The sequence below is a fragment of the Kineococcus siccus genome (assembly GCF_009906795.1).
GTDB lineage: Bacteria > Actinomycetota > Actinomycetes > Actinomycetales > Kineococcaceae > Kineococcus > Kineococcus siccus.
Map to the genome: position 1 here is coordinate 18636 of NZ_JAAALN010000023.1, position 11221 is coordinate 29856.

14 protein-coding genes and 2 pseudogenes are annotated in these 11221 nt (G+C 75.4%); 7 read left to right on the forward strand and 9 right to left on the reverse strand.

What is annotated here, in order from left to right; all coding sequences use genetic code 11:
- Positions 1-7: 7 nt before the first annotated feature.
- A complete protein-coding gene (locus tag GTR02_RS05035; protein WP_166606378.1) occupies positions 8-589 on the reverse strand; it encodes a DUF6434 domain-containing protein in 582 nt (193 codons plus the stop codon).
- 80 nt (positions 590-669) lie between these two features.
- Here GTR02_RS05035 and GTR02_RS05040 point away from each other — a divergent pair, with 80 nt between their 5' ends.
- Positions 670-1194 (forward strand): GNAT family N-acetyltransferase, encoded by a 525-nt coding sequence (locus tag GTR02_RS05040; RefSeq protein ID WP_166606379.1) that lies wholly within the window; start codon positions 670-672, stop codon positions 1192-1194.
- A gap of 79 nt (positions 1195-1273) precedes the next feature.
- Positions 1274-1666 carry a hypothetical protein gene (locus GTR02_RS05045; protein ID WP_166606380.1) on the forward strand — a complete coding sequence of 131 codons (393 nt, stop codon included), beginning with the start codon at positions 1274-1276 and terminating at the stop codon, positions 1664-1666.
- A 90-nt stretch (positions 1667-1756) separates the two neighbouring features.
- Here GTR02_RS05045 and GTR02_RS05050 read toward each other — a convergent pair whose 3' ends face one another.
- A complete protein-coding gene (locus tag GTR02_RS05050) occupies positions 1757-2185 on the reverse strand; it encodes a DMP19 family protein (protein ID WP_166606381.1) in 429 nt (142 codons plus the stop codon).
- Between GTR02_RS05050 and GTR02_RS24900 the strand changes: the two are divergent.
- A pseudogene (locus tag GTR02_RS24900) lies at positions 2145-2390 on the forward strand (hypothetical protein); the annotation flags it as partial. The gene GTR02_RS05050 and the pseudogene GTR02_RS24900 sit on opposite strands and share 41 nt — an antisense overlap.
- A 168-nt stretch (positions 2391-2558) precedes the next feature.
- Here the strand turns inward: GTR02_RS24900 and GTR02_RS05060 are convergent.
- Positions 2559-3095: a GNAT family N-acetyltransferase gene (locus GTR02_RS05060; protein ID WP_338073590.1), complete on the reverse strand. Its 537-nt coding sequence runs from the start codon at positions 3093-3095 to the stop codon at positions 2559-2561.
- 251 nt (positions 3096-3346) lie between these two features.
- Between GTR02_RS05060 and GTR02_RS05065 the strand changes: the two genes are divergently transcribed.
- Entirely contained in the window at positions 3347-3634 is a 288-nt protein-coding gene (locus GTR02_RS05065) for a hypothetical protein (RefSeq protein ID WP_205708661.1), read from the forward strand.
- A 31-nt stretch (positions 3635-3665) separates the two neighbouring features.
- Here the strand turns inward: GTR02_RS05065 and GTR02_RS05070 are convergent, their stop codons facing one another.
- Positions 3666-4133, reverse strand: a complete 468-nt coding sequence (locus GTR02_RS05070) for a hypothetical protein (RefSeq protein WP_166606383.1) — start codon at positions 4131-4133, stop codon at positions 3666-3668.
- A gap of 56 nt (positions 4134-4189) precedes the next feature.
- Positions 4190-5143 carry a LysR substrate-binding domain-containing protein gene (locus GTR02_RS05075; RefSeq protein WP_166606384.1) on the reverse strand — a complete coding sequence of 318 codons (954 nt, stop codon included), beginning with the start codon at positions 5141-5143 and terminating at the stop codon, positions 4190-4192.
- Positions 5144-5317: 174 nt separating this feature from the next.
- Here GTR02_RS05075 and GTR02_RS05080 point away from each other — a divergent pair, with 174 nt between their 5' ends.
- Complete coding sequence (locus GTR02_RS05080; protein ID WP_338073591.1) at positions 5318-6295, forward strand: EamA family transporter; 978 nt, start codon at positions 5318-5320, stop codon at positions 6293-6295.
- A 55-nt stretch (positions 6296-6350) separates the two neighbouring features.
- Here GTR02_RS05080 and GTR02_RS05085 read toward each other — a convergent pair whose 3' ends face one another.
- From GTR02_RS05085 to GTR02_RS05100, 4 genes are all read right to left on the reverse strand, one after another.
- A complete protein-coding gene (locus tag GTR02_RS05085; protein WP_166606385.1) occupies positions 6351-6866 on the reverse strand; it encodes a GNAT family N-acetyltransferase in 516 nt (171 codons plus the stop codon).
- Positions 6867-6915: 49 nt separating this feature from the next.
- The gene (locus tag GTR02_RS05090) at positions 6916-7251 is read right to left on the reverse strand and encodes a hypothetical protein (RefSeq protein ID WP_166606386.1); all 336 of its coding nucleotides are present in this window, start codon (positions 7249-7251) and stop codon (positions 6916-6918) included.
- 132 nt (positions 7252-7383) lie between these two features.
- Positions 7384-8166 (reverse strand): transglutaminase domain-containing protein, encoded by a 783-nt coding sequence (locus tag GTR02_RS22765; RefSeq protein WP_205708662.1) that lies wholly within the window; start codon positions 8164-8166, stop codon positions 7384-7386.
- A gap of 58 nt (positions 8167-8224) precedes the next feature.
- Positions 8225-10087 carry a sugar-binding domain-containing protein gene (locus GTR02_RS05100; RefSeq protein ID WP_166606387.1) on the reverse strand — a complete coding sequence of 621 codons (1863 nt, stop codon included), beginning with the start codon at positions 10085-10087 and terminating at the stop codon, positions 8225-8227.
- 212 nt (positions 10088-10299) lie between these two features.
- On the opposite strand from GTR02_RS05100, the gene GTR02_RS05105 reads away from it, so the two are divergent.
- Positions 10300-10956 carry a SigE family RNA polymerase sigma factor gene (locus GTR02_RS05105; protein WP_338073592.1) on the forward strand — a complete coding sequence of 219 codons (657 nt, stop codon included), beginning with the start codon at positions 10300-10302 and terminating at the stop codon, positions 10954-10956.
- Positions 10949-11221: pseudogene (locus GTR02_RS05110) on the forward strand (hypothetical protein); the annotation flags it as partial. The gene GTR02_RS05105 and the pseudogene GTR02_RS05110, both read left to right, overlap by 8 nt.

The following is an 11221-nucleotide window of genomic DNA, read 5'->3' on the forward strand; positions in this document are numbered from 1 at the left end:
GTGCGGCTCAGACGTGTTCACCGGTGTCCTGGCCCTCGTGCAGCGCCCGAGCTTCCCGCGGGAGGGCCCTGTGGGCCGCCCAGGCGTCGAGCGCCTCGCGGTGGCTGCCGCCGGGGTGGTCGGCGCGCCAGGCGCGGAGGAACCGGTTGAGCTCGAACTGCGCACCGATCTCCCCGGCCGGCCGCTGGCGCGTCGTCCGCCAGACCTCGAGCACCTCACCGAGGGTCCCGCCGGCGGCCACGGCGGCGCGGACCGGACCGTCGAAGCGGAACGCCGTGCCCACCTGAGCGGTGAACCAGGCCCGCACCTGCTGGGTGCACCGCTGCCCCGGGAGGATGACCGTCTCCGCGGTCAGCGGCTCGACGAGGGCCGCGGGGCGGCGGGGGGAGCGAGCAGCGGGCGCCGGGACGGGGCGGCCGTCGAGGGCGGCGACGAGCCTCGCCGTGAGTTCCTGCTTGCCCCCGCCGGTGGCGACACCCATCGTGCGGGCGAGCGTCAGCAGCTCCTCCTTCAGCCAGTACCAGCGGAGGAGTTCCGCCCCGGTGAGGCCGGGCGTGGCCGGGGGACGGGCGGGCGCGGCGGAGGTCATGCGGTGATGGTGGCGGACGGGTCCGACACGCCCCGGTCTCGAGACGAGAGGTCCGGTCGGACCGCACTACCCTCGCGCCCGTGCCCCTGGTCCGCGCCGCCACCCGAGACGACGCGGGCGACCTCGCCCGCATCCACGTGGAGACGTGGCACGCCGCCTACCCCGGCATCGTCCCCGACAGCCTGCTGGCCACCATGACCCTCGACACCGCCGTCGAGCGCTGGCGCACGGCGCTGCCCCTGCTCTCCCCAAACCACTGCCTCGTCGCCGTGGAGGCCGGTGAGGACGCTGCCGGCGACGTCACGGGTTTCGTGCGGTGCGGCCCCAGCCGCGACGAGGGGGCAGCCGGCACCACGGGCGAGGTCTTCTCCCTCTACGTGCACCCCGCCTCCTGGGCCGGCGGTCACGGTCGTTCCCTGCTGGACGCCGCGACCGGGCTCCTGGCCGGCGAAGGGTTCACCGACGCGACGCTCTGGGTCCTCGCGGCCAACGACCGGGCTCAGCGCTTCTACCGACGCTGCGGCTGGCACCCCGACGGCCGCACGAAGCGCCACCACCGCGACGGCGCGGTCCTGGTCGAAGCGGGCTACCGGCGACAGCTCTGACGCCGCGGGCACGCACGTGGAACCGACCACCCGGTGCACCCGTCCCAGCGGGGAGCAGAGCTCCCACCGGAGGTGCGACGTGAGGCGAGCCGTCCTGACCGCGACAGGCGCGGCCCTGCTGCTCGCCGCCTGCTCCACCGCCGACGACGACGGCACACGACTCGTCACGGACGGCACCCGGCACCGGTCCGTCCCCGGCAACGCGGGCTCGATCACCCTGACGGTGCCGGAGAGCCCCACCGAACCCTGGTGCCTGCTCTCGAACGGGTCCCTGGTCGTGTGGCCGGAGGGGAGCAGCTACGACGTCGCCGCCGGAGAGGTCCGCGACCGGTCCGGCAACCTCCGGGGCAAGCTCGGTGAGACCGTGGAGGGAGGCGGCATGGTGGACGAACCCCCGTCGTCGGACACGCTGGACGACGTGGACTGGGCCGGCTGCACGCCGACGGACCCGGTGCTGCACCAGTACGGCTGACTCCGCGCGCACCATCCCGTCGGCCGGCGATCACCGGTGCCGAGGTCCGGCGAGGGAGTGCCCGCGCGCAGGCCACCCGGCGACAGGCGGTCAGGACGGCAGGAGTTCCGGGGCGATCGCTGCCAGGCGGGCGGACACCGCCGCCTCCACCCTCTCGAGGGGAGCGATCTCGACGAACGACGCGTCGAGCTGCTCCCACAGGCGCTCGTCGTCGTCGGAGAGCTCCTCGCGGCCCGTGGGGCGGAACCGCAGGTACTCCTCGCGCGCGCGAGCGACCAGCGCGGCGACGTCGGCCAGGCCGAGCCACCGGTAGCCCGCGACCGCGTCGTCGACCGACGTCAGGTTCTCGCCGAAGAACAGGTTCTCGATCGCTCCGCCGACCAGGCCCCCGTTCTCGGCGATGCCGTGCAGGGCCATCGCCGCACCGAGAGAGCGCAGACCGGGGAGCACCGAGGTGTCCTGGAGTTCGTAGGCGACGATGGCCCGGGCGGTCAGGGCGTCGATCAGCGTGGTCGTCATCTCGGGGCCTCCGGGTGCGGTCTGGTCGACGTCAGACGGTAGTCGTTCCGCGAGCGCCGCGACCGGGGTACCCGGTCGGGGCCGACGCGGCGACCTGCGTGCGGGGGCCTGCGTCGAATGCCGACGCGCCTCCCGCCCCCGTCCTGACGAGCGCCGCGGCGTCCCTGGACGTCGTGTCCTTCCGGAGGGGAAGTCGTTGCGCTGGACTCTGCCGCACCTGATCGAGGAGACCGCTCGCCACCTCGGTCACCTGCACCTCCTGCGGAGCGGGCGGACGGCGTCACCGGGGAGGAGCCGGGCTGAGGCGAGAACTCCTCACCCAGCCTTGTTCGGCCACAACCGGCGGGGTTCCGGCCGCGTCCGCGCCGACGGATCAGAGGGTGCACCGCAGGAAGACGGTGTCGCCGTGCACCCCATCGGCCTCGCGACGTCCCGTCTCCTCGAACCCGACCTTCGCCAGGACCCGACGGGACGCCGAGTTCCACTCCCGGACGGTCGCCCACACGCGCCGGTGCCCGGATGCCCCGGCCCAGTCCAGGACCGCCGACACGGCTTCCGTCGCGAACCCCTGGTGCCAGGCGTCGCGGAGCAGCTCGACGGCGATCTCGGGTTCTCCCGCGGGCACCTGCTCCCCGACGAGCAGCCCGCAGTTCCCGATGACGTCCCCCTCCACCGCGCGCTGCACGGCCAGGAACCCGAGCGTCGACGGTCGCTGAGCCCGGACCCACTGTTCGAGCTCGCCGAGCGTCGGGCGACCGTGCGCGTCGAGTCGTCGATGCGGAGGTACGCGGGTGTCCCGCTCCCGCCAGAGCTGCCTGATCACACCGGCTTCCTCAACGCGCCAGGGCCGGAGCTGCAGTCGAGCCGTCGTCAGGACCACCTCCTCTTCACCGACCGCCCCGTGCGTCACGGCCGCGACCCTCTCACGCGGCCGGTCGTGACCTCAGCACCAGACAGGTGCCCCTCGTCCACCCGACGGGTCACGTCGTCGCCGCCCGCTGGCTGCGGGGGCCCGTCCGAGAGGACCTCCGCCGACACCCGGCTCCGACCAGGTGTCGCAGGTCCCCGTCGCGGGGCGGCGTCGACCCTTCGATCCACACGCTCCGCAGGCGGTGCAACTCCGCGACCAGCCTGTGGCGTGCACGCCGGTGGGAGGGGGTGGTGGACGTGGGCGCGGAACCCGTTGGGACGGCGTTCGACGCCTTCGCCGCCACGGCGATGCCGCGGCTCCGGCACCTCGCCCACGCCTGGTTCCACGACTGGCACCGCAGCGACGACGCCGTGCAGGACACCATGAGACGCGTCGACGCGGCGCAGCCCCGCGTGCGCCGGGGTGGCGAGCAGTACGCGCACGCCCGCACCACCCTGGTCCGCCGGCTGATCGCCCGGTCGGCGGCCGAGCCGGTCACGCGCAGCTCGATCACCCGGCGGTCGTCCGCGGCGACCTGACGGGCCGCCTCGACGACCCGCTCCTGCCACCTCACGAGTCGGGTTCGGCGGTCGTGTCGGCTCCCGAGGCCCCGCGCCGGCGCAGGGTCGCGACGCCGACGGCTCCGGCCATCGTCAGTCCGGCGACGGCCGCCTGCGCGAACGGCACGAAGAGGAGGCCGATCACGGCCGTGGACGACTCGGAGGTCACGATGTCCCACAGCACCCACACCGTCAGCGCCACCAGCACCACGCCGCCGACGAACGCCACGGGGCTGCCGCCGCGCCAGTACCGGTGCACGGAGCGGCCCACCGCGACCGCGGCGGCGAACGGCAGCATCGACCACCCGACGAACGCCAGCGCGAACAGCACGGCCCCGACGCCGTCGGTGACCAGGTCCCAGCTCGTCAGCGAGGCGGACGTGACCAGCGTCGCCACCGCCCCCAGCACGGGCGGGGCCACGAGGAGCGCCGACAGCGGATCGCGGCGAGGAGCCGAGGGACGGGACGCGGTGACCACACGCCCACGGTGCCACCCGTGCGAGGTCCGTGCCACGGTTCGGCGCAGCCGCCCCGTCAGCGCGGGTCGAGGGAGCCGGCCGTGGACTGCTGCACGGCCCGCAGGGCGTGGACGAGGCTGTCGTGCACCGCGCGCACGACGGGGTGGTGCGCGGCACCGCGCCGGACCCCGGTGAACAGGCGGCGGCTGGGTCGGCCGGGCAGGCGCACCAGGCGCAGGGCCGGGCGGTCCTGCTCGCCGAGCAGGTCCGGCAGGAGCGCAACGGCGTTGCCGGTGCGTGCCAGGTGCGCGTGCAGCAGCAGGTCCGGGGTCTCGAACCGCACGTCGGGCTCGAAACCCGCTGTGCGGCAAAGGGTACGCGCCCACCGCCCCGGCGGCGTGTCGGCGGGGTCCAGCACCCACGCCGCCGCGGCCAGGTCGGTCAGGGCGGTGCCCGCGCGCCGGGGACCTCCGGGACCGGACGCCGCGAGAGGGCCGCTGACGGGGACGGCCAGACGCAGTTCGTCGTGACCCAGGTCCTGCTCGTGCATGCCCGGGACCCGGGGTTCGGGTTGGTCGGGGTGCTCCTCCCCCAGCACGAGGTCCACGTCGTGGGCGAGCAGGGCGGTGACGGTCTGCGTCGACTCGAGCTGGACGAACTCCACTCGCAGCAGGGGGTGCTCGTCGGCCAGGTGCGTCAAGGCGGTCGGCACCAGACGGTGCAGGACGGACTGGAAGGCGGCGACCCGCACGGTCCCGCGCACCTCGTCCAGGGAGGCCGCCAGGTCCGCCTCCGCCTGCTCGAGGCGTTCGAGGACGGCGTCGGCGTGCCCGACGAGCAGGTGCGCCTGCGCGGTCAGGCGGACCCCGCGACCCACGTGCTCCAGGAGCGTCACCCCCGCCTCGGTCTCCAGCTGCGCCAGCTGCTGGGACACGGCCGACGGGCTGTAGGACAGGCTGCGCGCCACGGCGGCCAGGGTCCCCCGGCGCGACAGTTCGCGCAGCAGTCGCAGGCGGTGCACGTCGAGCACGGTTCGCTCCCTCCGCACCAGGGACCCTGCCACCCGTCAGGAGAACTGACGGGTACCGTGCACAAGTCCTCGCTAGACCTCAACCATGACGGGGTCCGATGGTGAAGGGGTGCCGCCCACCCTCTCCTCCCTCCGTCCGCCTCGTCCGGAGCGCGCCCGTCAGGACGGCCGCGCGTGAGCGCCCGCGTCACCGCCGGCCGGGCCGGTGGGGGTGCCGCGGCACCGGTGGCGATGGTGCTGGGCTCGTGCGTCTCGCTGCAGCTCGGCGCCGCCTGCGCGGCCCAGCTGTTCCCCCTCGTCGGGCCCACGCCGTCGACCCTGCTGCGCCTCGGCGTGGCGGCCCTGCTGCTGCTCGCGCTGGCCCGCCCGCGGCTGCGGTCCCTGACGCGGTCGCAGTGGCGCGCCGTGCTGGGTCTGGGGGTGTGCCTGGCGGGGATGAACGGGTGCTTCTACGCGGCGATCGCGCGCATCCCGCTGGGGACGGCGGTGACGATCGAGTTCCTCGGCCCGCTGGCGCTCGCGGCGCTGACGTCCCGGCGCCGGCGCGACGGCGCCTGGGTCGCCCTGGCGCTGGCCGGTGTGCTGCTGCTGGGCGTCACCGGCCACGGCAGCGGCGGCGGGGCCCTCGACCCCCTCGGAGTGGTGTTCGCCCTCGTCGCCGGCGCGTTCTGGGCCGCGTACATCGTCGCCGGGGCCAGGGTCGGCGCGGCGGTGCCGGGTCTCGGTGGGCTGGCCCTCGCCACCGGCGTCGCGGCCGTGGTGCTGCTGCCCCTGGGGGCGGGCGGCGCCGTCGCGGCGCTGGCCCGGCCGGAACTGCTGCCGGCGATGGTGGGTACCGCCGTGCTGGCGTCGGTGGTGCCGTACTCCCTGGAGCTGTCGGCGTTGCGGCGGCTGCCCGCCGCCGCCTTCGGCATCCTCCTCAGCCTGGAACCCGCGGTCGCCTCCCTGGCCGGCCGGGTCCTGCTCGGTCAGCACCTGACCCTCCCCGGCGTTCTCGGGGTCGTCCTCGTCGTCGCCGCGAGCGCCGGTTCGACGCTCACCCGTTCCCGGACCGCGGGACGGGCGGCGCAGACGGACGCTCCCTCGTCCAGTGTCCCGAAGGCCCGGACGACACCGGTGCGCGAACGTTCGGGCACTGCCGGCACAAGCTGAGCGACGCCCGCCGGTGGTGTGCTGCTCACCGCGGCGACGCCCGCGCCGGCCGCCGTCAGGGGCCGCTGTCCGTCTGCGGCCGGAAGGTCATCAGGAGCGTCTCGTGGCCGTCGTCCAGACCGCGCCGTCCCGTCGCGACGAAGCCCGCACGTGCCCAGGCGCGGATCGCCGCGGCGTTGCCCACCGCCGGGTCGACCGTCAGGTCGTGCCAACCGCGACGACTCAGGTCCTCGGCCAGCGCCTGCGCGGCCGCCGGTCCCCGGCCGCAGCCCTGCTCGTCCGCAGCGACGAACATGTCCAGCCCTCGTTCGACATCGTCCTGCCACGCCTGGATGAGGCCGACGGCGCAACCGCCCGCCTCGATGAGGTACACGACGACTGCGGGTTCTCGTCGGCCGGTGTACTTCTCGATCACCTCCTCCAGCGGCACCGGCGCACCTCCCCACCAGCGGTGCACACGCTCGTCACTCAGCCACGCGGTGATGGTTCCGGCGTCGTTCGGTGAGGACCGCCGCAGACGCAAGCGTTCTGTCGCTCCCACGACCAGTTCCCCGGGGCAGCTGAGGAGCACTCGACGACGCTACGCCCTGCTTTCCCAGCGGTCGTGCCTCGGCACCGGGTCACACCAGCCCGGACGACGTCAGTCCGGCACCGGCGACGAACCCGCCACCGCAGACCAGCAGCGCCCACGCGGCCGGGCGGCGGCGAGGACCGTCGCGGGCGACCAGGGTCGCGACGAACCCCAGCACGCCGGCGGCCGCCAACTGCAGGGACGCGCCGGTCCACGCCACCTGCGTCGCGCCCACGGGGCAACCGGCGGGGGCGTCGTCGATCCCGGGGCACGAGGCCCACGGCTGCAGGACAAGGAGCACGGTCGCGGTGAGCCCGGTGGCGAGCAGCACCGCACTGACGACGCGGGCGGTGCGCCACCGGTCGGGTCGGGCAGGGGTCGTCACGGAGGTCCTCTCGCCGGGGAGGTGACCCAGGCTGCCGGGCCCCGCCCGCTCGTGCCGAGTTCCCCGACCGCCCGACACCGGTCCTGCACACGACCGCCGCCCGCCCGACGGGGAGGGGACGGCCACAGCACCTCAGCCGGGGCGGGAGGCCCCGGCAGCCACCCGGCTGAGCCAGGGGTCCACGAGGAACCTCGCGGGTCGGCACAACGTCTGGCCGTGGACGGCGAACAGCTCGTCGCGGGAGGAGAACCGGCCCAGGTCCGCGACGACGGTCACCGGCGCCCCAGCCCCGCAGTCGTCCGGCGGGCACCACGCGGCGGCGCCCCACGCGACCGCGCTCCGTGCGAGGGCGTCGAACAGGGTCTCCGCGCCCGTGTTGGTGAACGGCCGCGCTCGCGGGGCGACCGGCCCGAACAGCTCCGACACGGGGACCCACCGGCCCGCGAGGTGGAACTCCGGCCACGCGAGGACGACCTCGGAGGGCAGGACCCGCCGCAGCCGCGGGAACCGCGGGGACCAGAACGCCCCGTCCACCAGCAGGCCTCGGCACCGGGTGGCGATGCCGCTGCTGCGGGCGACCGCCTCCAGCACCGCGAGCCGCTGACTGCACGAACCCCGTCCCCGCCGCAGGGTCGTCGACGCCGGCTGGAACTCCTCCACGGCGTAGACGGGACGGACGCGCGTCGCGACGAGGCGGTGGGCGCGCTGCAGCAGCACCCGGTCACCCGCCGCACCCGCGAGGCGCCGCGCGGCGCAGGCCAGCTCCACCACCGGCGCGCTGCCGACGTCGAGCACGGCGGTGCCGGCGGTGCCCCCGTCCGCTGCACGCTGCGCGAGGGCGTGTCGGGTCAGCCACCAGGGGGTCAGCGCGGCGCACGTCACCCCGTCATGCTCCTCCGCCACGGGGGTCGGCACACCGTGATGCTCGACACCGCCGCGCCGTGCGGCAGGCGCCCGCGGTGGCGCCGGCGGGTCAGCCCTCGATCGCGGCCGGGCGCAGCTGAGCGGCCCGGACGCGCGCGACGTCGAGCTTCTCGCTGCGGTCGAAGGAGTAGACGCCGTTCTGCTCCTGGAACACGTCGGTGAGCTGGGTGTAGCAGTAGCCGAACATGAGGGGATCGCCCAGCAGCACCCCGGTCAGGCCCTCGAAGCGGTGGTGGAACTCCTCCTCGCTGCGCGGCGGTTCGCCGTAGCCCCAGGACGAGGTGGCCCCGCGGTCCACGTCGGGGTCGCTCGCGGCCGCGTCGGGACGCCACCAGATGCCGCCGAACTCGCTGCAGAACCACGGCTGCCCGCCGTAGGGGACCGACCAGGTCTCACCGCGCGGACCGGTGTTCGTGTCGGGTCGGCCCTGCGCCAGGCCGGCCATCTCCCGGGCGAACTGCGCCGGGTCCTGCGTGTAGTTGTGGGAGTCCCAGACGTCGGACTCGCCGACGCGGTGGGAGTACCCGGACGCGTCGAGCACGGGACGCGACGTGTCCATCGCCCTCGCCGCCAGGAACATCGCCCGCGTGACGTCGTCGAGGACCTGGCCGTGGTCGGTGATCTCCTGGTAGGTCTCGTTCAGCCCGCACCACCCGACGATCGAGGGGTGGGAGTAGTCGCGCTCCAGGGCCTCCAGCCACTGCGAGACGAAGTTCGGGGTCGGCCGCTGCAGCTCGCCGCGCTCCGTCGTCCCGCGCTCGGCCGCACCCCAGTCGCCGAACTCGCCCCACACCAGGTACCCCAGGCGGTCGGCGTGGAACAGGAACCGCTCCTCGAACACCTTCTGGTGCAGGCGGGCACCGTTGAACCCGGCCGCCATCGACAGCTCGATGTCCCGGACCAGGGCGGCGTCCGTGGGAGCGGTCATGAGGCCGTCGGGGTAGTACCCCTGGTCGAGCACGAGGCGCTGGAACACCGGCCGGCCGTTGAGCAGCACGGCCTTGCCGTCGATGCTCACCGACCGCAGGCCCGCGTAGGTCTCGACCGCGTCGACGACGTCGCCCGCCGCGTCGCGCAGCTCGACCGTCACGTCGTACAGGTGCGGGTCCTCCGGCGACCAGGTCCGCACCCGGTCGGCCGGGAGGACCAGCGTGAGCCGCGGCGAGAGGTCGAGGTCGGCGCGCACGGTCGCGGTGACGACGTCGCCCGCCGCGTCCCGCACCGAGGCCGTCAGTGTCCACCCCGCCCGGTCCCCGGCCGTCCCGGTGCCGGACCGGCGCAGCGGCTGCTCGAGGTGCAGCGTCGACGCCGCGAGGTCCGGCGTGATCCGGGGACGGGCGAGGGAGACGTCGGGGACGGGCTCCATCCAGACGGTCTGCCAGATCCCCGTCGTGCGGGCGTAGAAGCACTCGTACCCGGCGTAGCGCGTGGACTGCTTGCCGCGGGCCTGCGGGCCGTCGCGGTGGTCGCGGGCGCGCAGGACGACGACGACCTCGCCCGTGCGGTGGCCGAGGTCCACCGTGAACGGCGTGAACCCCCCGCGGTGGCGGGCGAGCTCGGCACCGTCGACCCAGACCGTCGCGTCGTGGTCGACGGCGCCGAAGTGCAGCAGGGTGCGCCGGCCCGCCCACGCGGCCGGCACCTCGACCGTGCGGCGGTACCAGACGGCGGGCATGAAGTCGGGGTTCCCGACGCCGGACAGCTCCGACTCGGGTGCGAACGGCACCGTGATCGAGCCCGCGAGGGGTCGATCGCACAGGCCGCGCTCGAGGCCGGAGTCGGCGGCGTCCACCTCGAACTCCCACTGCCCGTTGAGGCACAGCCAGTCCGGACGCTGCACGGACGGGCGCGGGTGCTCGGGTCGCGGCAGGGTGGACGCGGCCGGGGGGACGTCGAGCGGCGTGGTGGACACGCTGCCTCCTTCGGGGGCGCGAGCGGCAGCGCTGCGCGCAGAGCGGGACGGTCTCGGGGCCCGGCGGTCGGCGGCACGTCCCGCGGGACGCCGCGCCGTCGGCGGCCTCCCGATCCTGCCCTGCGCGCCGCGACCCGAGCAACCGCGCCGCGGTCGTGGAACCCGGGGGTGCGCGCGTGCAACACCGGCGGCGTCCGGTGCGTCCTACCGCTGTGACACCTCCCGCGGACGGCGCCGAGCACGGGGGCACCGCCCCCGCGCCGGCCACCGGGTGGTGGGACGGGGTGGCCGGCGGTGCTGCAGGCGGGGACAGCACCGCGACGTCGCCCTCCGCCGCCGGGCGGCCCCGCACCGGGGTCCCCGGCGGGCGCACCGTCTGGGACCTCGAGTCGCTCGTGGCGTGGAAGGGGCCGGAGCTGGTGCGGCTGGCCCGGGCCCTGCTCCGCGACGGGCACCAGGCCGAGGACGTCGTGCAGGACGTCCTCGCGACGTGCGTCCTGAAGTGGGCGCGCATCCAGGCCGTGGACGACCCGTCGGCGTACCTGAACCGCATGGTGGTCAACGCCGTCACGTCCTCGCGCCGGCGCCCCTGGCGGCGCGAGCACGCCAGCGACCCCGCCGACCTCCCCGAACGGCCGGTGGGCGACGCGGCGGGCGCGCACGCCGAGCGCCAGCGCTGCCTGGACCTGCTGCGGCGACTGCCGGACAAGCAGCGCGTGGCCATCGTGCTGCGGCTGTACGAGGGCCTGCCCGACCGGGAGATCGCCGACCTCATGGACTGCACCCCCGCCACCGTCCGCAGCAACGCCCACCGCGGTCTCGCCACGCTGCGGCGGCAACTCCTCGAGGAGGGCACCACCCGTGCCTGACACCACGCCCGACGCTCCGCCCCCGCCCGACGACCCCGTCACCCGGCTGCTCGTCGAGGCGTTCGACACCGACGTGCGCCGCGAGCCGGTGGACGAGCGCCGGCTGACCGGGGGCACCCGCGTGCGCCTGCGTCACCGACGGCGCGTCCGCCGCGTGAAGGTGGCCGGCGCCGTCGTGGCCGTCGCCGTCGCCGTCCCCCTCGCGGTCTCGGCGTGGCCCACCGCGACGGTGACGACGGCTCCCGCCGGCCGGCCGGCCGCGTCG